The 24,429-nt window shown below is 61.3% G+C and carries 25 protein-coding genes and 1 pseudogene; 11 read left to right on the plus strand and 15 right to left on the minus strand.

Translation table 11 applies throughout. The annotated features are described in order from the left end of the window. Nucleotides 1-13 precede the first annotated feature (13 nt). Entirely contained in the window at nucleotides 14-1,201 is a 1,188-nt protein-coding gene (locus ACTJKL_RS20205; RefSeq protein WP_440853644.1) for a GNAT family N-acetyltransferase, read from the plus strand. A gap of 35 nt (nucleotides 1,202-1,236) precedes the next feature. Beyond that, a complete protein-coding gene (locus ACTJKL_RS20210; RefSeq protein ID WP_018097770.1) occupies nucleotides 1,237-1,656 on the plus strand; it encodes an HIT family protein in 420 nt (139 codons plus the stop codon). A 62-nt stretch (nucleotides 1,657-1,718) separates the two neighbouring features. On the opposite strand, the gene ACTJKL_RS20215 is transcribed toward ACTJKL_RS20210, so the two are convergent. The 8 genes from ACTJKL_RS20215 to ACTJKL_RS20250 form a co-directional block, all read right to left on the minus strand. Beyond that, nucleotides 1,719-2,054, minus strand: a complete 336-nt coding sequence (locus ACTJKL_RS20215) for an AzlD domain-containing protein (protein ID WP_080636661.1) — start codon at nucleotides 2,052-2,054, stop codon at nucleotides 1,719-1,721. Nucleotides 2,055-2,059: 5 nt separating this feature from the next. Beyond that, the gene (locus ACTJKL_RS20220) at nucleotides 2,060-2,806 is read right to left on the minus strand and encodes an AzlC family ABC transporter permease (RefSeq protein WP_440853645.1); all 747 of its coding nucleotides are present in this window, start codon (nucleotides 2,804-2,806) and stop codon (nucleotides 2,060-2,062) included. Between the two features lie 72 nt (nucleotides 2,807-2,878). Continuing rightward, a complete protein-coding gene (gene clpA, locus ACTJKL_RS20225) occupies nucleotides 2,879-5,392 on the minus strand; it encodes an ATP-dependent Clp protease ATP-binding subunit ClpA (RefSeq protein ID WP_018097773.1) in 2,514 nt (837 codons plus the stop codon). A 9-nt stretch (nucleotides 5,393-5,401) separates the two neighbouring features. Continuing rightward, a complete protein-coding gene (clpS, locus tag ACTJKL_RS20230) occupies nucleotides 5,402-5,755 on the minus strand; it encodes an ATP-dependent Clp protease adapter ClpS (RefSeq protein WP_003535011.1) in 354 nt (117 codons plus the stop codon). A 270-nt stretch (nucleotides 5,756-6,025) separates the two neighbouring features. Further along, complete coding sequence (gene phaP2, locus ACTJKL_RS20235; RefSeq protein WP_100673917.1) at nucleotides 6,026-6,379, minus strand: phasin PhaP2; 354 nt, start codon at nucleotides 6,377-6,379, stop codon at nucleotides 6,026-6,028. A 241-nt stretch (nucleotides 6,380-6,620) separates the two neighbouring features. Further along, on the minus strand, nucleotides 6,621-6,824 hold the full coding sequence (locus ACTJKL_RS20240; RefSeq protein ID WP_003535016.1) for a DUF3126 family protein: 204 nt from the start codon (nucleotides 6,822-6,824) through the stop codon (nucleotides 6,621-6,623). A gap of 179 nt (nucleotides 6,825-7,003) precedes the next feature. After that, nucleotides 7,004-7,831, minus strand: coding sequence for a serine O-acetyltransferase (gene cysE, locus ACTJKL_RS20245; protein WP_100673918.1), 828 nt, complete (start codon nucleotides 7,829-7,831; stop codon nucleotides 7,004-7,006). Between the two features lie 194 nt (nucleotides 7,832-8,025). Then, nucleotides 8,026-8,805, minus strand: coding sequence for an alpha/beta fold hydrolase (locus ACTJKL_RS20250; protein WP_015241159.1), 780 nt, complete (start codon nucleotides 8,803-8,805; stop codon nucleotides 8,026-8,028). 190 nt (nucleotides 8,806-8,995) lie between these two features. Here ACTJKL_RS20250 and ACTJKL_RS20255 point away from each other — a divergent pair, with 190 nt between their 5' ends. Then, nucleotides 8,996-9,241 (plus strand): zinc-finger domain-containing protein, encoded by a 246-nt coding sequence (locus tag ACTJKL_RS20255; RefSeq protein WP_003535025.1) that lies wholly within the window; start codon nucleotides 8,996-8,998, stop codon nucleotides 9,239-9,241. 27 nt (nucleotides 9,242-9,268) lie between these two features. Further along, nucleotides 9,269-10,432: an FAD-dependent monooxygenase gene (locus ACTJKL_RS20260; RefSeq protein ID WP_440853646.1), complete on the plus strand. Its 1,164-nt coding sequence runs from the start codon at nucleotides 9,269-9,271 to the stop codon at nucleotides 10,430-10,432. A gap of 52 nt (nucleotides 10,433-10,484) precedes the next feature. Here ACTJKL_RS20260 and ACTJKL_RS20265 read toward each other — a convergent pair whose 3' ends face one another. Next, complete coding sequence (locus tag ACTJKL_RS20265) at nucleotides 10,485-11,672, minus strand: cystathionine beta-lyase (protein ID WP_100673921.1); 1,188 nt, start codon at nucleotides 11,670-11,672, stop codon at nucleotides 10,485-10,487. Nucleotides 11,673-12,009: 337 nt separating this feature from the next. Here ACTJKL_RS20265 and ACTJKL_RS20270 point away from each other — a divergent pair, with 337 nt between their 5' ends. The 4 genes from ACTJKL_RS20270 (at nucleotide 12,010) to ACTJKL_RS20285 (ending at nucleotide 16,286) form a co-directional block, all read left to right on the plus strand. Continuing rightward, the gene (locus ACTJKL_RS20270) at nucleotides 12,010-13,035 is read left to right on the plus strand and encodes an amino acid ABC transporter substrate-binding protein (RefSeq protein WP_100673922.1); all 1,026 of its coding nucleotides are present in this window, start codon (nucleotides 12,010-12,012) and stop codon (nucleotides 13,033-13,035) included. 105 nt (nucleotides 13,036-13,140) lie between these two features. Next, on the plus strand, nucleotides 13,141-14,334 hold the full coding sequence (locus ACTJKL_RS20275) for an amino acid ABC transporter permease (RefSeq protein ID WP_018097780.1): 1,194 nt from the start codon (nucleotides 13,141-13,143) through the stop codon (nucleotides 14,332-14,334). Between the two features lie 4 nt (nucleotides 14,335-14,338). Then, a complete protein-coding gene (locus ACTJKL_RS20280) occupies nucleotides 14,339-15,493 on the plus strand; it encodes an amino acid ABC transporter permease (RefSeq protein WP_100673923.1) in 1,155 nt (384 codons plus the stop codon). A 16-nt stretch (nucleotides 15,494-15,509) separates the two neighbouring features. Continuing rightward, nucleotides 15,510-16,286 (plus strand): amino acid ABC transporter ATP-binding protein, encoded by a 777-nt coding sequence (locus tag ACTJKL_RS20285; RefSeq protein WP_100673924.1) that lies wholly within the window; start codon nucleotides 15,510-15,512, stop codon nucleotides 16,284-16,286. Between the two features lie 407 nt (nucleotides 16,287-16,693). Here ACTJKL_RS20285 and ACTJKL_RS20290 read toward each other — a convergent pair whose 3' ends face one another. From ACTJKL_RS20290 to cysG, 5 genes are all read right to left on the minus strand, one after another. Further along, nucleotides 16,694-17,506 carry a ferredoxin--NADP reductase gene (locus ACTJKL_RS20290; protein ID WP_379940919.1) on the minus strand — a complete coding sequence of 271 codons (813 nt, stop codon included), beginning with the start codon at nucleotides 17,504-17,506 and terminating at the stop codon, nucleotides 16,694-16,696. A 144-nt stretch (nucleotides 17,507-17,650) separates the two neighbouring features. Then, entirely contained in the window at nucleotides 17,651-18,151 is a 501-nt protein-coding gene (locus tag ACTJKL_RS20295; protein ID WP_275598024.1) for a DUF934 domain-containing protein, read from the minus strand. A gap of 17 nt (nucleotides 18,152-18,168) precedes the next feature. Next, entirely contained in the window at nucleotides 18,169-19,842 is a 1,674-nt protein-coding gene (locus ACTJKL_RS20300; RefSeq protein WP_100673926.1) for a nitrite/sulfite reductase, read from the minus strand. A gap of 14 nt (nucleotides 19,843-19,856) precedes the next feature. Further along, nucleotides 19,857-20,174, minus strand: a complete 318-nt coding sequence (locus ACTJKL_RS20305) for a DUF2849 domain-containing protein (protein ID WP_018097788.1) — start codon at nucleotides 20,172-20,174, stop codon at nucleotides 19,857-19,859. 10 nt (nucleotides 20,175-20,184) lie between these two features. After that, nucleotides 20,185-21,642, minus strand: a complete 1,458-nt coding sequence (gene cysG / locus ACTJKL_RS20310; protein ID WP_411923287.1) for a siroheme synthase CysG — start codon at nucleotides 21,640-21,642, stop codon at nucleotides 20,185-20,187. 221 nt (nucleotides 21,643-21,863) lie between these two features. On the opposite strand from cysG, the gene ACTJKL_RS20315 reads away from it, so the two are divergent. Next, nucleotides 21,864-22,451: a deaminase gene (locus ACTJKL_RS20315; protein WP_440853647.1), complete on the plus strand. Its 588-nt coding sequence runs from the start codon at nucleotides 21,864-21,866 to the stop codon at nucleotides 22,449-22,451. A 3-nt stretch (nucleotides 22,452-22,454) separates the two neighbouring features. Beyond that, nucleotides 22,455-23,288: a nucleoside triphosphate pyrophosphohydrolase gene (mazG, locus tag ACTJKL_RS20320; protein WP_324763311.1), complete on the plus strand. Its 834-nt coding sequence runs from the start codon at nucleotides 22,455-22,457 to the stop codon at nucleotides 23,286-23,288. A 368-nt stretch (nucleotides 23,289-23,656) separates the two neighbouring features. Here mazG and ACTJKL_RS20325 read toward each other — a convergent pair whose 3' ends face one another. Then, on the minus strand, nucleotides 23,657-23,947 hold the full coding sequence (locus ACTJKL_RS20325; protein WP_440853648.1) for a GIY-YIG nuclease family protein: 291 nt from the start codon (nucleotides 23,945-23,947) through the stop codon (nucleotides 23,657-23,659). A gap of 252 nt (nucleotides 23,948-24,199) precedes the next feature. Here ACTJKL_RS20325 and ACTJKL_RS20330 point away from each other — a divergent pair. Next, nucleotides 24,200-24,429: pseudogene (locus tag ACTJKL_RS20330) on the plus strand (IS110 family transposase); the annotation flags it as partial.

Below are 24,429 nucleotides of genomic sequence, written 5' to 3' on the forward strand. Positions count from 1 at the left end.
ATTTCCTAGGCGCATGACAGACGCGATCACCATCCGCATAGAACCTTCGTTCACGTCGATATCGCCGGCGAGCTGGGGCAGGCTTGCCGGCGCTTCCAAAGGGCATGCCGGCACGGCCTACAATCCCTTCGTCTCGCATGCCTATCTGTCGGCATTGGAGGAATCGGGCTCGGCGACGGCGGAGACTGGCTGGCTCGGGCAGCATCTCCTCATGGAGGACGCGGACGGTTTCCTGCGGGGGGCTCTCGCCTGCTACGTCAAGAGCCACAGCCAGGGGGAATATGTTTTCGACCATGGCTGGGCGGATGCCTTCGAGCGGGCCGGCGGCCGCTACTATCCGAAACTGCAATGTTCCGTGCCCTTCACGCCGGCGACGGGGCCAAGGCTGCTGGTGGCCGGGGGATGCGATCCACGAACCGTGCGCGACGCGCTCGCTGCCGGCCTCAAGGAGCTCACGCGCCGCCACCGCCTCTCCTCGGCCCACGTGACCTTCGTCCCGACCGACGAAATGCCCATCCTGGAGCAGGCGGGCTTCCTGCATCGGATGGATCAGCAGTTCCACTTCATGAATGAAGGCTATGGATCGCATGACGACTTTCTCGCCACGCTCACCTCGCGAAAGCGCAAGGCACTCAAGAAAGAACGCCGATCGGCGGTGGAAAACGGGATAACCATCGACTGGCTGACCGGCAGCGACCTGACGGAAGCTATCTGGGACCAGTTCTTTGCCTTCTACATGGATACCGGCGGACGCAAATGGGGGCGTCCCTATCTGACCCGCGCCTTCTACTCGCTGATCGGAGAGCGCATGGCCGACGATATCTTGCTGGTCATGGCCAAGCGCGGCGGGCGCTATATCGCCGGAGCGATCAATTTCATCGGCGGCGATGCGCTATATGGCCGACACTGGGGCTGCATCGAAGACCACCCCTTCCTGCATTTCGAAGTCTGCTACCATCAGGCGATCGACTACGCGATCGCGAAGGGATTGAAGCGCGTCGAAGCCGGCGCGCAAGGCGAGCACAAGCTTGCACGGGGCTATATGCCGGTGACGACTCATTCCGCACATTTCATCAGCCATCCGGGGCTTGCGCGCGCCGTAGCCGATTATCTGGAACGGGAGCGCCGGGATGTGGAAGAAACCGGCGAGTTTCTTGCGGAACACGGTCCTTTCCGCAAAGGTGAACGCCAGGACGGCTGAGACGCCGCGAACGCCTGCCAGGAAGAGGAAACGACATGAGCGCATACGACACCAACAATATCTTCGCCAAGATATTGCGCGGCGAGATCCCCTCGCATCGCGTCTATGAGGATGAGGCCACCGTCGCCTTCATGGACGTGATGCCTCAGGCCGAAGGCCATGTCCTGGTGTTGCCTAAGGCGCCGTCCCGCAACATTCTCGATGCGGATCCAGCCACCCTCGCCAGCCTGATCGCGACCGTCCAGAAGATCGCCCTCGCCGCGAAGGCCGCTTTCGCGGCGGACGGCGTCACCATCATGCAGTTCAACGAGGCGCCGGCCGGTCAATCCGTTTTCCATCTGCACTTCCACGTGATCCCCAGGCGGGAGGGCATTCCGCTGAAGCCGCATTCCGGCAAGATGGAAGACGGAGAGGTGCTGGCCGCAAACGCGGAGAAGATCCGCCGAGCGCTTTAGGCTGCCATGTAACGTTTGATTCAACCGCTTACGGAATTTTACTATTATTCCGCTTTAACTCATCAGAAGCCCAGCCACCAGAGGCCTGCGGCCAGGGCAGCGATCGCCGTTCCGATCCCGGCGACGGGTTTCTGGCGGGCGAGGAAAAACGCGATCGCGCCGAGAACGACGGAGCCGAGCCGAAGCCACAGAGGCGACTGGGCCAAAACGCCGGTCGGGTAAAGTACGAGTTTGGCAATGACGGCCGCCACCAGCGCCGTCGCCACCGCCCTCACCCAGTTCAGCGCCTCCGAATCGTCGCGCAGCCGATTTCCGGCGAGCACTCCGAGCCACCGCCAGATGTCGGTCGCGAGCCAGCCGGCGATCGCAATGAATGCGTAGGCCCACCATCCGTCCATCCAGCTCACGCGCTCGTTTCCTTTCGCATGCGCCAGAAGCGCTCACCAAGCCAGGCGAGCGTTCCTCCGCCGAGGCCGGCGAGCAGAATGTCGAACTCCGGGGCGATCCGGTAGCAGACCGGCCCTGCGGCGAGACCGATCGCGAGCGCGGCATAGACAACCGGATGACGGGCGGAATTCCAGATCGAGGCGAGGAAATAGACCGGCGTCAGAAAGAAGAGACATCCGGCGACGATCGGCGGGAAATCGGCGACGAGGCGATAAACGATCCCGACCAGCGCCATGTTCGTCGCGACCAGCGTGATGCCGAAGCCGGCGAAGAAGGTCGCGCGGTGCCGGCGCGGAACCGCATGCACGCGCTCCATCGCGAAGACCCAGGCGGTGATGGCGATGAAATGCGAAAGCAAGAGAAGCAGCCATGTCGGCGTCTTCGGCGTACGGAGTTCGGGAACGAGTGCGGCGACCATCGGCATCAACCGAACCGACGAAAGCGTGACTGCCAGGAACGCCGTCGCAAGACTGGCGCCGCTGAGGATGGAACTTACGAGAATGACCTTTGCCGGCAGGGCCCAGACGATGCCGGTCATGAACACGACTTGCGCCGGTGGGAGCCCGGCCTGAACCGTCAGCGAGCAGAAGCCCACGAAGGAAAGCATGAGGATTATGGCCGGAAGGCTGAATATCCCACGCGCACCCGCCAGAAACCAGCCCAGAGGCGATCGCTCCTCTTCGATACGGTTAGTGGAATCCACCCGCTATGCTCCACGCTCACAAGAAAGTGCCGGGTAACTCACCCGGCACTGTCACGTCCAGTCGCGATCGCGTTATTTCTTGCGCGGCACCTTCGGAACCGTCCGCCCCCTGAGCGGAGCCGCGCCGGAACCGCCGCTCTTGTTCGAGGACTTGGCGGCCGTCTTCTTCGACTTGGCTTTCGCGCCCTCTTCGGATGCGGCTACGCTTTCCTTTTCGGCAGCCTTCTTGGGTTTCGCGCCCTTGCCGGCGGGACGCGAGACCTCGGCCTTGGGCTTGATCGGAGCCGTTTCCGGCACGGCTTCGAGCATGAGCCCTTTCGTGCCGTCTTCCTTTGCCCCGATCGTCACCTTGACGACACCGCCCTTCTTCAGCTTGCCGAAGAGGATTTCGTCCGCGAGCGGCTTCTTGATATTTTCCTGGATGACGCGTGCCAGCGGCCGTGCACCCATCTTCTCGTCATAGCCCCTCTCCGCGAGCCAGGCGATCGCATCAGGCGCAAGGTCGAAGGTGACATTGCGCTCCGCAAGCTGCGTTTCGAGCTGCATGACGAACTTCTGCACGACCTTGTGGATAACCGGGGTCGGCAGCGAGTTGAACGGAATGACGGAGTCCAGACGGTTGCGGAACTCCGGCGTGAAAAGGCGATTCAGCGCCTCCACGTCCTCACCCGTCCGCTTGGAGGAACCGAAGCCGATCGCCGCCCGAGCCATGTCGGACGCGCCGGCATTGGTCGTCATGATCAGGATGACGTTCCGGAAATCGATCTTCTTGCCGTTATGGTCGGTCAGCGAACCGTGGTCCATGACCTGCAGGAGGATGTTGAAGAGATCCGGATGCGCCTTTTCGATTTCGTCGAGCAGCAGCACGCAATGCGGATGCTGGTCGACGCCGTCGGTCAGGAGTCCGCCCTGATCGAAGCCGACATAGCCGGGAGGCGCGCCGATCAGTCGCGAGACCGTGTGGCGTTCCATATATTCCGACATGTCGAAGCGCAGCAGCTCGACGCCGAGCGAGGTGGCGAGTTGCTTCGCCACTTCCGTCTTGCCGACGCCGGTCGGGCCGGAGAAGACGTAGCAGCCGATCGGCTTGTTGGGCTCGCGAAGGCCTGCGCGCGCCAGCTTGATCGACGAGGCGAGCGCCTCGATCGCCAGATCCTGGCCATAAACGACGGAACGCAGTTCCTGCTCGAGATTGGCGAGCACCGCCTCGTCGTCCTTGGACACGGTCTTCGGCGGGATGCGTGCCATCGTTGCGACGGTCGCTTCGATCTCCCTTTCGGTGATCAGCTTGCGGCGTTTGCTGACGGGCAAAAGCATCTGCGCGGCACCGGACTCGTCGATGACGTCGATCGCCTTGTCCGGCAGCTTCCGGTCATTGATGTAGCGTGCCGAAAGCTCCACCGCCGCCTTGATGGCATCGTTGGTGTATTTCAGCTGGTGGTAGTCCTCGAAATACGGCTTGAGGCCCTTCATGATCTCGATCGTGTCCGCGATCGTCGGCTCGTTGACGTCGATCTTCTGGAAGCGGCGAACGAGAGCCCGGTCCTTCTCGAAGAACTGGCGATACTCCTTATAGGTGGTCGAGCCGATGCAGCGGATCGCGCCGGAAGACAGCGCGGGCTTCAAGAGGTTCGACGCGTCCATGGCGCCGCCCGACGTGGCGCCGGCACCTATGACCGTGTGGATCTCGTCGATGAACAGCACCGCACCGGGGTAATCTTCGAGTTCCTTGACCACCTGCTTCAGGCGCTCCTCGAAGTCGCCGCGATAGCGCGTGCCGGCCAGCAGGGTTCCCATGTCGAGCGCGAAGATCGTGGCGTCCTGCAACGCCTCGGGCACCTTCTTCTCGACGATGCGCTTGGCAAGGCCCTCGGCGATCGCCGTCTTGCCCACGCCAGGATCGCCCACGTAAAGCGGGTTGTTCTTGGACCTGCGGCAAAGCACCTGAATGGTCCGGTTGACTTCGGCGTGACGCCCGATCAACGGATCGATCTTGCCGGACTTGGCCTTTTCGTTGAGGTTCACGCAATAAGCCGTGAGCGCATCCTGCTGCTTCTTCGGGCCCGCCTCCTCGCTCTCGCGCGAAGCCTTCTGTTCGGAGTCCTGGTCTTCCGCCCCGCGCACCGGCCGCGCCTCGGAGCTTCCCGGCCGCTTGCCTATACCGTGCGAAATGAAATTGACTGCGTCATACCGCGTCATCTCCTGCTCCTGCAGGAAATAGGCAGCATGGCTCTCGCGCTCGGCGAAGATCGCCACGAGCACGTTGGCGCCCGTCACCTCTTCGCGGCCCGAGGACTGCACATGGATGACGGCTCGCTGGATCACGCGCTGAAAGCCCGCCGTCGGCTTGGAGTCTTCGTCGTAGCCGGTGACGAGGTTCGACAATTCGTTGTCGACGTAATCGGTCACGGTCTTGCGAAGCGTGTCGAGATTGACATTGCACGCGCCCATCACAGCCGCCGCATCGGCATCATCGATCAATGCCAGCAGCAGGTGCTCGAGCGTCGCATATTCGTGATGGCGCTCGTTGGCAAAAGTCAGTGCCTGATGCAGCGCCTTTTCGAGGCTGGGCGAAAATGTTGGCACGTTAGTTCCTCATTTCTTTTCCATGACGCATTGCAACGGATGTTGATGCTGCCTGGCGAAATCCATCACCTGCGTCACCTTGGTTTCGGCGACCTCGTAGGTGAAGACGCCGCATTCTCCAACGCCGTGGTTGTGGACATGTAGCATTATGACGGTCGCTTCTTCGCGGTTCTTCTGAAAGAAGCGCTCGAGGATGTGAATGACGAATTCCATCGGTGTGTAATCGTCATTCAAAAGCAGAACGCGGTACAAACTCGGCTTCTTGGTCTTCGGCTTGGTGCGGGTGATAACGGACGTGCCACGACTGGGGCCGCCTCCGTCTCCTTCGCTTCCCTGCTGCATCCGGACCGGCATGGCGATCATTCTTGTTCATTCCTTTACAGCCGCGGATCCATTTGCATTCGGCCACGACATGCTTGCCTTTATCTAATGGTTCGTTCTTGGATTTTAAGACCGAACCCACGCACTGCAAACATATTCGCACGGCGAAACACAAGATTGATCAAATTTCTTCGCCGGCACCTGCTGCCTTCAGGCCGTCGGCGGTCTTGAAGACGCGCAGAATACGAACGGACGAAGGCCGGCCGCGGCATCCGCGACCGGCCTGGTCTGCAATAGCGATGAAGCTGATGGTCAGGCGGCGGCGGCCGTTTTGACCGCAGTGCCTGCCTTGGCAACCGGCGCCTCATAGGGCTTGTAGGCGTCCTTGGCGAGGTCGGCATACATCTCACCGATCTTCGTCGCCTCGGCGAAAAAGCCTTCGTAGCTTGCCTTCAGATAATTCGTCTGAAGCTCGAACGCTGCTTCGAGGCTTTTGGCACTGGTAAGCTTTTCGACATGAGCAACGCCATCCTCGAAGGATTTTTTCGAATAGTCGGCCGCTTCGGTCGCAATAGCCTGGAAACCTTTGGTCATGGCTGAGTAGCTCTTCACGGCCACGTCGAGCGCTTCCTTGCTCTTCCTGTTCGCATCGTCGAAGTTAAACATCGGGCGTCTCCTTGTAACGGCTCGGCTAGGAACGCGGCCAGTCTAGGTGCACTGCACAAAAAGTCAAGTTCAGTGTGCGTTGCAATAAAATACAGTTTTTGCAACGACTTGATGAAGACGGACGCCTCCAGTCAAATTTCTCCGAAAAGTATGATTTAACAACAGGAAACCCGGCCTGATTGCTCAGTACCGGGTCTTGCAACGCGCGATTACCACGGATCCAGGTGGATTCGTGTTGCTCTCAGAGGTCTATGTCGAGGATCGCCATCGAGAAATTATAGGAGAGCTCGCCGTCCTCTTCGTCACGGAAGACGACACCGAGAAATTCGTCCCCGAGATAGACTTCAGCGGATTCGTCCTTCTTCGGGCGAGCCTTGACGACCATGGACTGGTTGAACGTGCGCTTAAGATAGGCCTCAAGCTTGCGGATTTCTTCGGGCTTCAAAACTATTCTCCGTAGCCGATTGATTTGCCGCGCTTGTTGCACGGGCCATTGCCAGGTGTAAACCCATCAGAGCGCCAAGCGTTCGCCGGGAGGCGAAGAAATGCTCGCAACGCCTTGAATTGGTGCACTGATTTTTCGCAGCGTCGATGCCCGGCACAGCCGGGCTTCGGGCGCCTTGATCAGATATCGAACGACGCCAGGATCTGGTCCATCTGACGCGACGGCTCGGAACAGCCGGCCTCGCCGACGACCTTCGCCGGCACACCGGCAACCGTCGATTTGGGAGGGACCGCCTTCAGCACGACGGAACCGGCGGCCACGCGTGAGCAGTGGCCGATGTGGATATTGCCGAGAATCTTTGCGCCGGCGCCGATCAGCACGCCGTTGCCGATCTTCGGATGACGGTCGCTGCCTTCCTTGCCGGTGCCGCCAAGCGTCACGCCATGCAAGATAGATACGTTATCGCCGATGACCGCGGTTTCGCCGACAACGAGCCCCGTTGCATGATCGAGGAAGATACCGCGCCCGATGCGGGCGGCCGGATTGATGTCGGTCTGGAAAACGCTGGAGGAGCGGCTCTGGAGATAGAGCGCAAAGTCTCTCCGGCCGCGGCTCCACAGCCAGTGAGCCAGACGGTGCGTCTGTATGGCATGGAAGCCCTTGAAATAAAGCACCGGCTCCATGAAGCGCGTGCAGGCGGGATCGCGATCGTAGACCGCCTGGATATCCACGCGCAGGACGGCGCCCCATTCGGGCCAGTCCTCGAGCATCTCGGCAAAGGTCTGGTGCAGGAGGCTCGCCTGGAGGTCGGGATGATCCAGCCTCTCGCAAATCCGGTAGATAACGCAATCTTCCAGGGAATGCTGATTGACCACCGTCGAATAGAGAAAGGCCGCCAGCATCGGGTCGCGCTCGGCCGCCAGCCGCGCCTCCTCACGCAGGCTATCCCAGATCGGATCGATCGCTTCGAGCGATTCCGTATGACGAAGTTCTGTCTTGGCGACCATGGTCGCTCTCCTTCCTGGGCGTTCCCTCTGCGGGGTCGTCTTTGGCCTGCCGTCTTAAGATGGGGTCGTGTTCGGGCATATATAGGCCAATTCCCCGCCGACATAAATGGCCTGGCCGGATTTCACCTCTCGTTGGTCGCACGGCCGAGAGCAGCTCGAGGAAAAGTGCGCAGGGTTTTCCGCCTGGATCGGCCTCACCCAACTCCGGCAAGAAACTCCAGGACCGCCTTCTTGAACACACGGTCGCCGACCGCCAGCATGTGGTCGCGCCCGGGAATGTCGAGTGCCACGGCATGCTGCATCAGCGCGGCAAGCTCCTCAGCCGACCCGGCGATGTCATCCTTTGTCCCGACACCGATCAGCACCGGCACGTCTATGCGGCCCACCTCGTCGGCGGTAAGCAGGTCGCGCGATGTCGATATGCATGCGGCAAGCGCCTGACGATCGCTTTTCGTCTGGTCTGCGAAGGCGCGGAACGTCCGGCCCCGCTCGTGCGTAACGTCCTCCAAAGAAGGTGCAAGCAGCGCGTCGGCGATCGGATCCCACTCCCCCACCCCCGTGATCATGCCTATCCCGAGACCGCCGAATACCAGCGAACGGACGCGATCCGGGTGCTGCAAAGCCAGGAATGCCGAGATCCGCGCGCCCATCGAATAACCCATGACATGCGCCTCGCCGATGCCGAGATGCACCAGAAGTGCCGCCGCATCCCCCGCCATCTGCGGCGGGTGATAGAGCGAGGGATCATGGGGCTTGCTGCTTTGCCCGTGCCCGCGATTGTCGAGCGCGATGACGCGGTATCCGGCGTCGCCGAGCGTCTTCAGCCATCCGGGAAACACCCAGTTGACATTGGCGCTCGATGCAAAGCCGTGAATGAGCAGGATCGGGTCGCCCGAGGGGTCACCTTCGTCGAAATAGGCGATTTCCAGTCCGTCATGCGTGAAGCGGGAAAATGGCGGAGGGTTCAAGTCCATCTGGTTTTCCTGGTATTGTCCTGTCGGCGCGGACGTTAGTTGGTAAAGCAACCGCCGGAAACCCCAACCGCTTCAAAAACCATAAAGCGCGGCATGTTTGCCGCTACACATTTTCGCCAAAGCTCACTATGGTGCCGGCAAATTCGACACCCCAATCGACATCTAAGACTTGCATATATCGGAGTACGACATGGCCGGCCACAGCATCCCCCATTTTCAGAACGACGGCGGGCACCGGGTCATCGAGATCGGCGTCAAGGAATTCATGTGCACGGGTGCTTCCGTCCCGTTCGACCACCCTCACATCTTCGTCGACATGGGCGACGAGAACGAGAAGGTCTGTTCCTATTGCTCGACCCTCTACCGCTACAATCCTTCCCTGAAGGCGACGGAAACGATTCCTCCGGGCTGCCTTTTCACGACTAAAGCCGCCTGATCCTGCGCAGGCGACGGCGCGACATCCATGCAAAAGGCTGATCCGGTTGCGATCGTCGGTGCCGGCATCGCCGGGCTGACCGCCGCGCTCTGCCTTGCACGGCAGGGTTTCCGGACGGATATATTCGAGCAGGCCGAAGCATTGGAGGAGGCCGGTGCCGGGCTTCAGCTTTCGTCGAATGCATCGCGCATCCTCATCGACCTCGGCTTGCTGCCCGCTCTCGAACGCGTCTGGAATGAACCGGAAGCGATCTCGCTTACCGACGGCCGCTCGCTGCGGCCACTTGCCAGCGTGCCTGCCGGCGCACGCGCCCGCGAGCGCTGGGGCGCTCCCTATGGCGTCCTGCATCGTGCCAGCCTGCAAACGATCCTTCTGGATGCGGTCCGGGCGGAGCCGCTTTGCCGTCTTCACCTGGGAAATCGCGTCGGGGACGATCCGCGAGCAGTCATCACCGAAGCGAGCAAGCGATCACCGGCAGCGATCATCGGTGCGGACGGTATCTGGTCGCGGATACGCTTCTCTGTCCCCGGCGCCGGCACCGTCCGTTTTTCGGGCAATGTCGCCTGGCGCTTCACGCTGTCACGCACCCGGGCGCCCGCCTGCCTGTTGCCTGATCGCGTCACCGCCTTCCTCGCGCCGAAGGCCCATCTCGTCGCCTATCCGATCAGAAAGATCGACGGCTTCAACCTCGTCGCGATCGTTGCCGGAAAGGCGTCGGGCGAAACCTGGACGGGGCACGAAACCGGCGATCGCCGGCGCGAGTTCGAGGCGGCCTTCACGGATTGGCATCCCGACCTGCGCGCGCTTCTCGGTCACGCCGGCTCGGCGACCTACTGGCCGCTCTGCACGGTTGAAGACGGGGCCTGGCACAATGGGCGCGACACCATTCTCATCGGCGATTCTGCCCATGCCATGACGCCATTTGCAGCCCAGGGCGCGGCGATGGCCATCGAGGACGCCCGTGAACTCGCCCGCTGTATGGCCGATACTCCCGACCTTCCCTCCGCCTTCGCGCGTTATGAAGACGCACGCAGAACGCGGATCGGCCGCGTTCGCAAGCGCGCCGCATTCAACAGCTTCGCCTACCACGCAGCAGGTCCGGTGCGGATCGCGCGCGATTTCGTTCTCTCTTTCAGAAAACCCGAAGCGCTCGCAGCCGATTTCGACTGGCTTTACGGCTACGGCGCTTAGTTGGAACGCGATGAGGGAAGCCTATTCGCCTCCCTGTCGCTTCGTTCAGACCTCAGACGGCGTTTGCCGCGGCGAGGCCCGCCTCGATATCCCGGCGGATGTCCGGTACATCCTCGAGTCCGATCTGCAGCCGGATGACCGGCCCCTCGGACGGGGCCTTCGCGACCTTGCGGTCGGAGAGGTTCACGTGAACGGCGAGGCTTTCGAAGCCGCCCCAGGAGTAACCGAGCCCGAACAGCGAGAGCGCATCCAGGAAGGCATGCGCCTTTGCCTTGCCGTCTTCGGGTTCAGCCCTGAGCACGAAGGAGAATATCCCGCTCGCGCCGCCGAAGTCGCGCTTCCACAATTCGTGTCCGGGAAAGCTCGGCAGTGCCGGATGAAGCACGCGCGCCACCTCGTCACGGCCCTCGAGCCATTCAGCGATCGCCAGCGCGCTTGCCTGATGGCGCTCCAGGCGGACGCCCATCGTGCGCAGGCCGCGCAGGATTTGATAACTGTCGTCCGGCGAAACGCAGACGCCGAGCGTAACCATCGCCTCGCTGAGGGCCGGCCAATGGGCCGCATTGGCGGAAACGGTTCCGAGAAGAACGTCCGAGTGACCGGAGGGGTATTTGGTCGCCGCATGGATCGAAACGTCGACGCCGTGGTCGAGGGGCCGGAAGTAGACCGGCGTCGCCCAGGTGTTATCCATGGTCACGATACAGCCGTGCCGGTGCGCCGCGGCGGAGATTGCCGGAATATCCTGCATCTCGAACGTATTCGAGCCCGGAGCTTCCGTATGCACCAGCCGCGTGTTCGGCCTGATCAGGTTTTCGATCCCGGCGCCGATCGTCGGGTCATAATATTCGACAGTGACGCCGAGCCTGGAGAGCATCGTGTCGCAGAAATGGCGGGTGGGGAAGTAGACCGAATCGACGATGAGAACATGGTCGCCCGAAGAGAGATAGGCCAGGAACGGCACCGTGACCGCAGCGAGCCCGGAAGGAACGAGGATCGTGCCCGCTGCGCCCTCCAGCTCGTTCACGGCCTCGCAAAGCGCGTCAGTCGTCGGTGTGCCGCGCGTACCGTAGGTATATTTCTGCGCCCGCGTCTCCATCGTCCTCGCATTCGGGAACAGCACGGTGGAAGCGTGAACCACCGGCGGATTGACGAAACCATGGAAGTCGGAGGGATTGTTGCCGGTATGCGCGAGGCGGGTATTGATGCCCTGCTCCGCTCGCCCGCTCGTGTTGTCTGCCATTGAAACATCCGCTGTTGATTTTCGCTGCCGACTCATCGAACGGGCTACGGGCCGGGTCAAGGAAAAATTCGAGCCGGCCGGCTGTGAATCACGAAGGAGGCGCAACTGGCGGTTTTTTATCCATGGCGGGCAAATCCGTCGCGGGACCTGCCTAAACTTCTGGCGAGCTTCACGTTTTTCACATGGAAGATCACAAAATCGGCCACGTCTCTTGACCCTTCCAGATTTTGAGCATGAGATAGTTTTTACTCAGGCCAGGAGGGTGGCTGAGGCTGCACGCGCCAAGAGCGCGCTACCGTGCAGACGCGAAAAACGACAACCGAAAAGGTTCGAAAAAATGGCAAGAAGAATTCTGACAGCTCTCGTTGGCGCTGCTGTCGTGGGGATTGGCACACATGCGGCATCCGCCGCGACGCTCGACGACGTAAAGGCCAAGGGCTTCGTCCAGTGCGGCGTGAATACCGGCCTCGCCGGTTTCGCAGCCCCTGACGCCTCGGGCAATTGGAGCGGTTTCGACGTCGACTACTGCAAGGCGATTGCGGCTGCGATCTTCGCCGACGGCAGCAAGGTCAAGTATACGCCGCTCTCCGCCAAGGAACGCTTTCCGGCGCTGCAGTCCGGCGAAGTCGACGTGCTTGCGCGCAACACGACCTGGTCGATCAACCGCGACACCGCGCTCGGCTTCAACTTCCGTCCCGTCAACTATTACGACGGCCAGGGCTTCATGGTTCGCAAGGAACTCGACGTGAAGTCCGCCCTCGAGCTTTCCGGCGCCGCCGTCTGCGTGCAGACGGGCACGACGACCGAGCTCAACCTTGCCGACTACTTCAAGGCGAACAATCTGCAGTACAATCCGGTCGTCTTCGAAAAACTCGAGGAAGTGAACGCTGCCTACGACGCCGGCCGTTGCGATGTCTATACGACCGACCAGTCCGGCCTCTATTCGCTGCGCCTCACCCTCTCGAAGCCCGATGACCACATCGTTCTGCCGGAGATCATCTCCAAAGAGCCGCTCGCACCGGCGGTCCGCCAGGGTGACGATCAGTGGTTCGACATCGTCAGCTGGGTTCATTACGCCCTGGTCCAGGCCGAAGAGTTCGGCATAACCCAGGCCAATGTCGAAGAAATGAAGAAGTCGACGAACCCCGACGTTCAACGCTTCCTGGGCGTCGAGGCCGACAGCAAGATCGGCACGGACCTCGGCCTCACCAACGAATGGGCGGTCAATATCGTCAAGGCAGTCGGAAACTACGGCGAAGTGTTCGACCGCAACATCGGCGCAGGCAGCCCGCTGAAGATCGAGCGCGGCCTCAACGCCCTCTGGAACAAGGGCGGTCTCCAGTACGCACCGCCGGTCCGCTGATCGGACGCGGGTGGAGGGGGGACGGCGCGGCCGTTCCCCCGATCAACGATAAAAACCCGATAACGGGAACATCCGAAAGGATGGATTAGGGGAAAGAGGCATTGCATGGCCATCGGCGTCACCAACGCGCCTGAACGAAGCACGTCATCGGGATCGATCATCAACGATCCTCAGGTGCGCGGGATATTCTATCAGGCAATCACCATCATCATCCTCGCAGCGCTCATCTACTGGATCGTCGACAACACCGTCGACAACCTGAGACGCGCGAACATCGCATCCGGCTACGACTTCGTTAGAAGCCGCGCCGGCTTCGATGTCGGACAGTCGCTGATTTCATTTACCAGCGATTCCACCTATGGCCGCGCCTTGCTGGTCGGCTTCGTCAACACTTTGCTCGTCGCAATTACCGGAATCATCACGGCGACGATCATCGGTTTTATCGTCGGCATCGGACGCCTTTCGCACAACTGGATCATCGCCAAGCTCTCGCTGGCCTATGTCGAGGTGTTCCGCAACATCCCGCCGCTGCTCGTCATATTCTTCTGGTACAGCGGGGTGCTGTCGATATTGCCGCAGGCACGAGATGCGCTTGCCCTGCCCTTCGATATCTTTCTGAGCAATCGCGGTGTCGCCTTTCCGAGGCCGATTGCCGAAGAGGGTGCAGGATACACGCTCCTCGCGTTTGTTATCGCCGTCGCCGCAAGTGTGTTCTTTGCCCGTTACGCGCGCCAACGGCAGTTGGCGACCGGCGAGCGCCTTCCCGTCCTGTGGACCGTGCTCGGACTGATCATCGGCCTGCCGCTGGTCACATTTCTCGTGACCGGTGCGCCGATCACCTTCGACATTCCCGTGGCGGGCAAGTTCAACCTCACGGGCGGTTCGGTCGTCGGACCGGAGTTCATGTCGCTGTTCCTCGCGCTTTCCTTCTACACGGCAGCCTTCATCGCTGAAATCGTCCGGGCCGGTATCCGCGGCGTTTCCAAGGGCCAGACGGAGGCGGCACATGCGCTCGGCATACGCCCGGCGCTGACGACGCGCCTCGTGGTCGTGCCGCAGGCGATGCGCATCATCATTCCGCCGCTGACCAGTCAATATCTCAACCTCACCAAGAACTCTTCGCTGGCGGTTGCCATCGGTTATGCCGACCTCGTCGCCGTCGGCGGCACCATCCTCAACCAGACCGGACAGTCAATCGAGATCGTAAGCATCTGGCTCATCGTCTATCTCAGCCTGAGCCTCGCGACGTCGCTGTTCATGAACTGGTACAACGCCCGAATGGCGCTGGTGGAGAGGTGAGATCATGAGCACGAATCAGGCCTCTTTCGTTCGCGCTTCGATGATCGAAGCTTCGCCAGCCCCGTCGCTGGAAAGCGGTGTCGTCTCCTGGCTGCGGAAAAATCTGTTCGCCACGCCCAAGGACACGGCCCTGACGATCATCAGCTTGCTCATCCTGGCATGGCTGGTGCCGCCCGCAATCCAGTGGCTCTTCATCGATGCCGCCTGGAGCGGCGGCGGCCGCGGCGTCTGTGCCACGCTCTCGCAAGGCGGCTCGCAGCCGGAAGGCTGGAGCGGCGCCTGCTGGGCTTTCGTCAATGCGAAATTCGCCCAGTTCCTTTTTGGCCGCTACCCGCTCGATGAGCGCTGGCGTCCGGCACTCGTCGGCATCCTTTTCGTGTTGCTGCTGGTGCCGATGCTGATACCGAGAATCCCATACAAGGGATTGAACGCACTTCTGCTGCTGGTCGCCCTGCCTATCCTTGCGGCGATCCTCCTGCCCGGCGGCTGGTTCGGCCTCACCTATGTCGAAACGCCGCTCTGGGGCGGCCTGATGGTCACCCTGGTCCTCTCCTTCGTCGGCATCGCAGTTTCGCTGCCGCTCGGCATCCTGCTGGCGCTTGGACGCCGGTCGAACATGCCGGTGATCAAGATGCTGTGCACCGTCTTCATCGAAGTCATCCGCGGCGTTCCATTGATCACGGTCCTGTTCATGGCCAGCGTCATGCTGCCGCTGTTCCTGCCGCAGGGCGTCACCTTCGACAAGTTCCTGCGCGCCCTGATCGGTGTGTCGCTCTTTGCCTCCGCCTACATGGCGGAAGTCGTTCGCGGCGGTCTGCAGGCAATTCCGAAGGGCCAGTATGAGGGCGCCGATTCGCTGGGGCTCAGCTTTTGGCAGAAAATGGGCTTCATCGTTTTGCCGCAGGCCCTGAAGCTGGTCATTCCCGGTATCGTCAACACATTCATAGGCCTGTTCAAGGACACATCGCTGGTGTCGATCATCGGCATGTTCGATCTGCTCGGCATCGTTCGCCTGAACTTCAGCGATACGAACTGGGCCAGCGCCGTCACGCCGCTGACCGGCCTTATCTTCGCGGGCTTCGTCTTTTGGCTTTTCTGCTTCGGCATGTCGCGCTATTCAGGCTTCATGGAACGCCTGCTCGACAGAAGCCAGCGGTAAAAAAGGGGAAAAGAAAATGGCAAATACCGCCACTGCACCGAAATTGGCCGTCTCGACGACGGATGTCGCGATCGAAATCACCAACATGAACAAATGGTACGGTGATTTCCATGTGCTGCGCGACATCAATCTCAAGGTCATGCGGGGCGAGCGCATCGTCGTCGCCGGCCCGTCGGGCTCCGGCAAGTCGACGATGATTCGCTGCATCAATCGGCTCGAGGAACACCAGAAGGGCAAGATCGTCGTCGACGGCATCGAACTCACCAACGACCTGAAGAAGATCGACGAAGTGCGCCGGGAAGTCGGCATGGTCTTCCAGCACTTCAACCTCTTCCCGCATCTCACGATCCTGGAAAACTGCACGCTGGCGCCGATCTGGGTCCGCAAGATGCCGAAGAAGGAAGCTGAGCAGGTGGCGATGCACTTTCTGGAGCGCGTGAAGATTCCGGAGCAGGCGCTCAAATATCCAGGCCAGCTTTCGGGCGGTCAGCAGCAGCGCGTCGCCATCGCCCGCTCGCTTTGCATGCGGCCCAAAATCCTTCTCTTCGACGAGCCTACCTCTGCGCTCGACCCGGAAATGGTCAAGGAAGTGCTCGACACCATGGTGGGACTCGCCGAAGAGGGCATGACCATGATCTGCGTCACCCACGAAATGGGCTTCGCCCGACAGGTCGCCAACCGCGTGATCTTCATGGATCAGGGCCAGATCGTCGAACAGAACTCGCCGGCCGAGTTCTTCGACAATCCGCAGCACGAGCGGACCAAGCTGTTCCTCAGCCAGATCCTGCACTGATCGTCAACCGCTCGAAATGACTGCGGCCCGCTTTCACGGCGGGCCGTTACCTGGAAGTGCTCTGGTGGAGGTCGCGTTTTAAACCTGCAGCGACGGAGGCGAGTTCGTCCACTCCTCGGGTTTCCCCACGCCCGTTCCCTCTCCCCGCGCGCGGGAAAAGGCGATCCCCCACAAATGCTGGTGATTATTGGCAGCCGGAGCGCCCGCCACGAGTCCCTTCGCCCCGCTTGGGGGGAGAAGGTGCCGGCAGGCGGATGAGGGGCGAAATTTCTTTAGAGCACTTCAAGGAAGAGTGTGTGACGGTTTACCGTCCGGAAGTGCGTTGAATCAGATCGCTAGAGCATTTCAATGTTCCTATGAAACGTTGAAATGCTCTAGGAGGACGCTATTGCCCTCGGCGGCAGGGATCAGCCGACGAACGCACGTTCGATGACGAACTCTGCCGGCTTGTTGTTGGCGCCTTCCGTCAGGCCGGCGGCTTCGAGGATTTCCTTGGTGTCCTTCAGCATGGCAGTGGAGCCGCAGATCATGCCGCGGTCGATCGCGGGATCGAGCGGCGGCAGGCCAAGGTCGGCGAAAAACTTGCCGTTGGTCATCAGGTCGGTGATCCGGCCCTTGAAAGGATATTCCTCACGCGTCACCGTCGCGTAGTGCCGGAGCTTGTCGCCGACGATCTCGTTCAGGAATTCGTGGCTGCGGATTTCCTCGACAAGGTCGAAGCCATATTTCAGCTCCGCCACGTCGCGGCACGTGTGGGTGAGGATGACCTCCTCGAACTTCTCGAAGGTTTCCGGGTCGCGGATGAGGCTCGCAAAAGGCGCGATACCCGTGCCCGTCGAAAACATATAGAGCCTGCGGCCAGGCACGAGCGCATCCAGCACCAGCGTGCCCGTCGGCTTCTTGCGCATCAGCACCTGGTCCCCGGGCTTGATCCCCTGCAGATGCGACGTCAGCGGTCCGTCAGGCACCTTGATCGAGAAGAATTCCAGTTCCTCGTCCCAGGCCGGGCTCGCGATCGAATAGGCACGATAAACGGGCTTGTCGCCAACCATCAGGCCGATCATCGCAAATTCGCCCGAGCGGAAGCGGAACTCCTGCGGGCGCGTCATGCGGAAGCGGAAGAGCCGGTCGGTGTAGTGTTCGACGCTCGTCACCGTTTCAGCGAAGACGCCTGCCGGAGCCTGTACCGCGAAATCTTCTTTTTTTGCCGGAGCATTCATCGTGACCACAGTCCTATAAATGGTGACGCTGTTTATCAACTACAAGCGGATATTCCAACCCATGCCGAATTGAAAGGAAATCCCTTCCAAATATAGTCGCTTTCGAGGATTTCGGCTTGCTTCACACTGTCGCGGCCGCGCCGCTCACGAGACGCGGCGCCAGCTGTAGGAATTGGCGTTGACGGACGGCTTTGCCGTCGGCTGGTAGTGGTTGGAAATCCCCGGCAGGCGGCCCTCCGAAAGCCGCTTGATCGCCGTGGCGTTGGTTACGGCGAAGCTGTCGACGCCGCAACGCAGCATAAGCGGGATCGGGTCGATCAGCACGTCGCCGACGGCGCGAATCTCGCCCTGATAGCCGAGCCGCGAACGCAGCAGCGAAGCATGGCTGAAGGACCGGCCATCGCTGAAAGCCGGAAATGCCACCGCCACCAGCGCTATCCTTTCGAGATGGGGCTGAAGACGCATCACGTCGTCTGCGGGGTTGATCAGAACGCCAAGCTCCGAGGCATCGCTCTCCGCAACCGCTGCCAGGAAGGCGTCGATGTTCAGGATCGCCTTTTCGTTCGACCCGGCTTTGGTCTCGTCGGTTTCGATCACCCAGGGATCATCGTTCACGAAGCCCGTTTCTTTCCAGATTTTCGTCATCTTATGCTGTCCTTTGATCACGCCGCCGCCTGGGCGCCGCCGCCATAGAGCGCGTCCTTGAAAGGCTGCGGCCCCACCCGGCGATAGGCTTCGAGGAAGGTCTCGGACTTGTCTCGGCGCAAGCCGAGATAGGTGTCGACGATCGTTTCCACCGCGTCGGTCACTCTTTCCGGCTCGAAGCCGCGGCCGATGATCTCGCCGATCGATGTATGTTCGTCACCGGAGCCGCCGAGCGTGATCTGATAGAGCTCCGCGCCCTTCTTCTCGACGCCCAGAAGACCGATATGGCCGACGTGATGATGCCCGCAGGCATTGATGCAGCCGGAGATCTTGATCTTGAGCTCGCCGATTTCGGCCTGCCGCTCGGCCGAGCCGAAACGGTTCGAAATCTCCTGCGCGACCGGAATCGAGCGCGCATTGGCAAGCGCACAGTAGTCGAGCCCCGGACAGGCAATGATGTCGGTGATCAGCCCCGCATTGGCGGTGGCGAGGCCGGCGGCGACCAGGGCGCGATAGACCGGCTCGAGGTCCGCCAGCGCCACATGCGGCAGGATCAGGTTCTGCTCATGGCTGACGCGTATCTCGTCGAAGGCATATTCCTCGGCGATATCGGCGACCGCATCCATCTGTTCGTGGCTCGCGTCGCCCGGAATGCCCCCGATCGGCTTCAGCGAGATCGTTACCATGCCGTAATCGGGATGCTTGTGCGGCTGAACGTTCTGGTGCACCCAGCGGGCAAATTCCGGATCGGCCTTCTTCCAGCGGGCGAGACTGCCCCAGCCCTCGGGCCGGTTCGGCAGCATCGCCGGCGCAAAATAAGCAGCAATCGCCTGGATATCCGCATCCGGCAGCTTCAGTTCCGTGTCCTTCAGATTGGCGAATTCGACCTCCACCTGACGGGCCAGTTCCTCGGCACCGGTTTCATGAACCAGGATCTTGATGCGCGCCTTGTACTTGTTGTCGCGGCGACCATGAAGGTTGTAAACGCGCATGATCGCGGTCGTGTAGGAAAGCAGATCCTCTTCCGGCAGGAAGTCGCGGATTTTCTTGGCGATCAGCGGCGTGCGGCCCTGCCCGCCGCCCACATAGACGGCAAAGCCAAGCTTGCCATTCTCGTCCTTCTTCAGGTGCAGGCCGATGTCATGCACCTGAATGGCGGCGCGGTCGCGCTCGGCGCCGGTCACCGCGATCTTGAACTTGCGCGGCAGGAACGAGAACTCCGGATGGACGCTCGACCATTGCCTGAGGATTTCGGCATAGGGGCGCGGATCGGCGACTTCGTCCGCCGCGGCACCGGCGAAATGGTCCGCCGTCACATTGCGAATGCAGTTGCCGGAGGTCTGCAGCGCGTGCATCTCCACGCTCGCCAGCTCCTGGAGGATATCAGGCGTGTCGGAAAGGCGCGGCCAGTTGTACTGGATGTTCTGGCGGGTGGTGAAATGTCCGTAGCCGCGGTCATATTTGCGGGCGATATGGGCGAGCATCCGCATCTGCCGGCTCGAGAGCGTACCATAGGGGATGGCGACGCGGAGCATATAGGCATGGAGCTGCAGATAGACGCCGTTCATCAGGCGCAGCGGCTTGAACGCATCCTCCGCGAGTTCACCGGACAGCCGCCGCTGGACCTGGTCGCGGAACTGCTCGACGCGTGCGGAAACGAAGGCGTGGTCGAATTCGTCGTAACGATACATGGCTTCTCAGGTCCTCAGGCAGCAACATTTTTTGGGCCCGCAAGCCCGCTATATCCGGGAGCGTAGGGGATCGACGGCCCTTCGGCGCGGATCCGCTCACGCATGCGCAACGGCCGCAGCGTACCGTCGACTTCCTCGACGTCGACAACGTTGACGTCTACCACTTTATTCTCGTCGAACGAGCGCTTTCCGGTCGCCTCCAGGGCCGCGACGGCCTCCGCATGGCGAGCCACGAAGGCATCCTGCAACGACTCCACCCAATTGCCGGAAGCGTCGAGCCAGACGGAAATGCCATCCGCCAGACGGTTTGCCGTCAGAACCTTTTCCACCATCGCGTCGTCCTCAATTCCAAATCTGTTCGGTGCGTTTCGCTGAAACTTTGCCGGCACCGCTATACTTGATGCGGCCGGCGGTAAGCGGCTCGGAGCGTGCGAAATTCGCGCCCGCGACCGCTTCGCCGATGATCACCATGACCGGCCCGTCCAGTTCCGTGCGGGCCTCGAGGTCCGGCAGATCGCGGAGCGTTCCGTGCAGGAGACGGCGCTCGGCACGGCTCGCATTCTCGATGACAGCGACGGTCGTGTCCTGCGGCAGACCGGCCTGCATGAGCCGCGAGGCGACGGAAGCCGCAACGGAGCGGCCCATATAGACCGCAATCGTCGCGCCGGAAACAGCCAGTCGCGCCCAATCGGGAAGAACGCTGCCTGTCAAATCGTGGCCCGTCGTGAAAACCAGCGACGACGCCACGCCGCGCAGCGTCAGCGGCAGTTCGAAATCGGCGGCCGCGGCAAAGGCCGATGTGATCCCCGGCACCACCTCGTAGCTGATGCCGGCCTCACGCAGCGCCGCCATTTCCTCGCCCGCCCGGCCGTAGACCAGAGGGTCGCCGGATTTCAGCCGGACGACGCGCTTGCCTTCGCCGGCAAGCTTCACCAGCAACTGATTGATCTCGTCCTGCGACTTGCTATGGCAGCCCTTGCGCTTGCCGACCGAAAGCCGCTCGGCGTCGCGGCGGCCCATGTCGACGATCGCTTGCGGCACCAGCGCATCATAGACGATGGCGTCCGCTTCCATCATCACGCGCTGCGCCCGGAGCGTCAGCAGGTCTTCGGCGCCCGGCCCGGCGCCGACCAGCCACACATGGCCGGCCACGCCGCCAGCGGCATCCAGAAGCTTCGAGGCCTCCCGGCGTGCGGATGCAAGATCGCCGACCGCGACGTGATCCGCCACGGGGCCCGAGAAGAAGCGCCGCCAGAAAACACGCCGCGCGACGCCGCGCGGCACGAGGCGGTCGACGGCGTCGCGATAGTTGGCTGCCAAGGAGGCAACGATACCCAGCGACGGCGACAGCAATTGATCGATCTGCGCGCGGATCATCTGCGCCAGAACCGGCCCTGCCCCTTCTGTGCCGATCGCAACTGCGACGGGCGCCCGGTTGACGAGTGCCGGCGTCAGGAAATCGCAATAGTCCGGCTGATCCACGGCATTTGCGGGGATTTTCCGCTCGCGCGCCGCAGTCACGACAACGCGGTCAAGCGCCGCATCTCCGGTCGCGGCAAAGACGAGGACGGCGCCTTCCACCTGATGAGCCCCAAAGGGTTTGCGCACGGTCTCGATATTGTTGGCATCCAGAAAAGCTTCGAATGCCGGTTCCGGCCGATCCGCATAGGCGACGATGCGCGCCTCGGTGTTCAGCAGCAACCGCACCTTGGCGAAGGCCTCGTCCCCATTGCCGAACACCGCCACGCTTTTCTGCGCGACGCGAAAGAATGCCGGAAAGACGGACAATTTCTGCGACATGACGAGGGGACGGCTCCTTTTGCAGGCTGCGGCGAATATCCCCTATAGGCCGCAACAATTGAAGGAACAGAAATTTCAATGCTTTTCCGGTCACGTATTGTTTTGCTCGACAGCCGATCTTTTTGAGCAAATATCTCCGGAGCCCTGAACCACCGGTGGTTCGGCCATTGCGCCGATCGGCTGACCTCCGTTAAATGCCGGCTCAAGCAGGAGACCGAGACATGAAGCAAACCCAACTGGCAGAGCGCCTGTTGACCGTCATCGAAGAGGACATACTGCCGCTCACCGAGAAGGGCGTAGCCGACGGCAACAAGGTGTTCGGCGCCGCTATCCTGCGCAAGTCCGATCTGTCGCTGGTACTGGCCGAAACCAATAACGAGACCGAGAATCCGCTGTGGCATGGCGAGGTGCACACGCTCAAGCGCTTCTACGAGATGGCCGAGACGCCGGACACGCGCGAGCTGATCTTCCTGTCGACGCATGAGCCCTGCTCCATGTGTCTCTCGGCGATCACCTGGGCAGGTTTCGATAATTTCTACTACTTCTTCAGCCACGAGGATTCGCGCGACAGCTTCGCTATCCCGCATGACCTGAAAATCCTGAAGGAGGTCTTCCGCCTCGAACGGGGCGGCTACGCCCGGCAGAATGCATTCTGGAAATCGGCGTCCATCGCGACACTGATGCAGGAGACCGATCCGGAAACGCGGCAGCGGCTCACCGGCCAGGACGCCCGCATCCGGGCACGTTACGATCGTCTGTCCGATACCTATCAGGCGAGCAAAGACACCAACGCCATACCGCTGAACTGAGCCATGGAAGCCTCCCGCGACATTCAACGCCTGCTCGACATCATGGCCGCGCTCCGCGATCCGGAGACGGGCTGCCCTTGGGACGTCGTGCAGACGTTCGATACGATCCGGCCTTATACGATCGAAGAGGCCTACGAGGTCGCAGACGCGATCGAGCGTCATGATATGGACGACCTGTGCGACGAACTCGGGGACCTTTTGCTGCAAGTGGTGTTTCACGCACGCATGGCCGAGGAAGCCGGCGCGTTTTCCTTCGGCGACGTCGTCGAAGCCATCACGCGGAAGATGATCCGCCGCCATCCGCATGTTTTCGCCCGCTCCGACGCCGACACCGCCGAGGCGGTGAAGCTGCAATGGGACGAGATCAAGCAGGCCGAGAAAGCCGACCGGCGACAACGGCGCCTGCAGCGCGGCGTGTCGCAAGAGGAGCATGCCGGCCATCTCGGCTCGATCCAGCGCAGCTTTCCGGCGTTGGTCGAGGCCCTGAAGCTGCAGGAACGGGCGGCAAAGGTCGGCTTCGACTGGTCCGAGCCTGAGCCGATCCTCGACAAGGTCGAGGAGGAAATCGGCGAGCTGCGGCAGGCACTGAAGGACGGTGACCGGGGGAAGGTCGCGGACGAGCTCGGCGACCTGATCTTCGCGCTCGTCAATATCGGCCGCCATGTCGGCACCGATCCGGAAATGGCGCTGCGCGGCACCAATACCAAGTTCCGGCGCCGTTTCGGACACATCGAAAAGGAACTGGAAGCCGGAGGCGAAACGCTCGACGCGGCATCGCTGGAGCGCATGGAAGAACTCTGGCAGGCGGCGAAGGCTATCGAAAGGCAACTGACCTAGGCTTGCGGCGTTACCCGCTGCGTCATTGCCGTTCCTTGTATCTGCCTGTTGAGGAATCCAGCCAGGCCAAGTCATTGGACTGGAAAGACTCTTTCGCGCCGCAGACGCGGCGCTGCTGGATCCCTGTGACGAGCACAGGGATGAGGGTGGAAGGGGTGCGGTCCTTCAGAAAACTTCTCACAGCCCGTGCGGATAGTGGACGAAGGTTTCCGTCACACCCGTGCCCTCCTCATTCCTGTGCTTGTCACAGGAATCCAGCCAGACCAAGTCCTTGGGCTGGAAAGACTCTTCCGCGCCGCAGACGCGGCGCAGCTCTCATCCCTGTGACGAGCACAGCGATGAGGGTGGAGAAGGTCCCTCGGCGCGTTTCATAAACCGCGAAGATAGTGGGAGATATCTTCCCATTCCGGGTTTAATTCTTCTATCAACTTAAGCTTCCACTTCCTCGGCCATTTCTTCATCGTCTTCTCCCGCATGATGGCGGAAGTCAGCAGGTCGAACTCCTCAAACCACACCAAGGTCTTCACGCCGTATCTGGACGTGAACCCAGGTGTCAGATCGTTCTGGTGCTCCAGGAGGCGGCGCGGCAGGTCCCGGGTTACGCCCGTGTACAGCGTCCCGTTTCGCTTCGATGCGAGAATGTAGACGTAACCTTTCATTGCGTGAAAGGTTGACCATTCTCTCGCATATTCGCAAGCAGAAGTTGTAGCGCCCAAACCTCCCCGGCCCTCATTCCTGTGCTTGTCACAGGAATCCAGCCAGGCCAAGTCATTGGACTGGAAAGACTCTTCCGCGCGCAGACGCGACGCTGCTCTCATCCCTGTGACGAGCACTGTTGGGGTGGACGGCTCCCAACGGCATCGCAATGTGCCAGAGTGAGTCGTTAAGATCTCAATCGAGGGAGACCGTCCGTGGAGCAGATTATCCGAATTGGCATGGATACGTCAAAGAGCGTTTTCCAGTTGCATGGAGTGAACGCCGCCGAGCAACCGATCCTGCGCCGGAAGCTGACGCGCAAGGAAATGGTGAAATTCTTCCAGAAGGCGGCACCGACCAGTATTGCGCTGGAAGCGTGTGGTGGTTCCCACCATTGGGCCCGACTGCTGCGTTCCTTCGGCCATGAGGTGAAATTGATCGCGCC

The organism is Sinorhizobium sp. 22678, assembly GCF_052044265.1.
Lineage (GTDB): Bacteria > Pseudomonadota > Alphaproteobacteria > Rhizobiales > Rhizobiaceae > Sinorhizobium > Sinorhizobium meliloti_A.

Bases quoted from the DNA above. Each gene is read 5' to 3' on its own strand.
- ACTJKL_RS20205 (WP_440853644.1), top strand. From the start codon at position 14: ATGACAGACGCGATCACCATCCGCATAGAACCTTCGTTCACGTCGATA.
- ACTJKL_RS20210 (WP_018097770.1), top strand. From the start codon at position 1,237: ATGAGCGCATACGACACCAACAATATCTTCGCCAAGATATTGCGCGGC.
- ACTJKL_RS20215 (WP_080636661.1), bottom strand. From the start codon at position 2,054: ATGGACGGATGGTGGGCCTACGCATTCATTGCGATCGCCGGCTGGCTC.
- clpS (WP_003535011.1), bottom strand. From the start codon at position 5,755: ATGATCGCCATGCCGGTCCGGATGCAGCAGGGAAGCGAAGGAGACGGA.
- phaP2 (WP_100673917.1), bottom strand. From the start codon at position 6,379: ATGTTTAACTTCGACGATGCGAACAGGAAGAGCAAGGAAGCGCTCGAC.
- cysE (WP_100673918.1), bottom strand. From the start codon at position 7,831: ATGGTCGCCAAGACAGAACTTCGTCATACGGAATCGCTCGAAGCGATC.
- ACTJKL_RS20250 (WP_015241159.1), bottom strand. From the start codon at position 8,805: ATGGACTTGAACCCTCCGCCATTTTCCCGCTTCACGCATGACGGACTG.
- ACTJKL_RS20255 (WP_003535025.1), top strand. From the start codon at position 8,996: ATGGCCGGCCACAGCATCCCCCATTTTCAGAACGACGGCGGGCACCGG.
- ACTJKL_RS20260 (WP_440853646.1), top strand. From the start codon at position 9,269: ATGCAAAAGGCTGATCCGGTTGCGATCGTCGGTGCCGGCATCGCCGGG.
- ACTJKL_RS20265 (WP_100673921.1), bottom strand. From the start codon at position 11,672: ATGGCAGACAACACGAGCGGGCGAGCGGAGCAGGGCATCAATACCCGC.
- ACTJKL_RS20270 (WP_100673922.1), top strand. From the start codon at position 12,010: ATGGCAAGAAGAATTCTGACAGCTCTCGTTGGCGCTGCTGTCGTGGGG.
- ACTJKL_RS20275 (WP_018097780.1), top strand. From the start codon at position 13,141: ATGGCCATCGGCGTCACCAACGCGCCTGAACGAAGCACGTCATCGGGA.
- ACTJKL_RS20280 (WP_100673923.1), top strand. From the start codon at position 14,339: ATGAGCACGAATCAGGCCTCTTTCGTTCGCGCTTCGATGATCGAAGCT.
- ACTJKL_RS20285 (WP_100673924.1), top strand. From the start codon at position 15,510: ATGGCAAATACCGCCACTGCACCGAAATTGGCCGTCTCGACGACGGAT.
- ACTJKL_RS20290 (WP_379940919.1), bottom strand. From the start codon at position 17,506: ATGAATGCTCCGGCAAAAAAAGAAGATTTCGCGGTACAGGCTCCGGCA.
- ACTJKL_RS20295 (WP_275598024.1), bottom strand. From the start codon at position 18,151: ATGACGAAAATCTGGAAAGAAACGGGCTTCGTGAACGATGATCCCTGG.
- ACTJKL_RS20300 (WP_100673926.1), bottom strand. From the start codon at position 19,842: ATGTATCGTTACGACGAATTCGACCACGCCTTCGTTTCCGCACGCGTC.
- ACTJKL_RS20305 (WP_018097788.1), bottom strand. From the start codon at position 20,174: ATGGTGGAAAAGGTTCTGACGGCAAACCGTCTGGCGGATGGCATTTCC.
- cysG (WP_411923287.1), bottom strand. From the start codon at position 21,642: ATGTCGCAGAAATTGTCCGTCTTTCCGGCATTCTTTCGCGTCGCGCAG.
- ACTJKL_RS20315 (WP_440853647.1), top strand. From the start codon at position 21,864: ATGAAGCAAACCCAACTGGCAGAGCGCCTGTTGACCGTCATCGAAGAG.
- mazG (WP_324763311.1), top strand. From the start codon at position 22,455: ATGGAAGCCTCCCGCGACATTCAACGCCTGCTCGACATCATGGCCGCG.
- ACTJKL_RS20325 (WP_440853648.1), bottom strand. From the start codon at position 23,947: ATGAAAGGTTACGTCTACATTCTCGCATCGAAGCGAAACGGGACGCTG.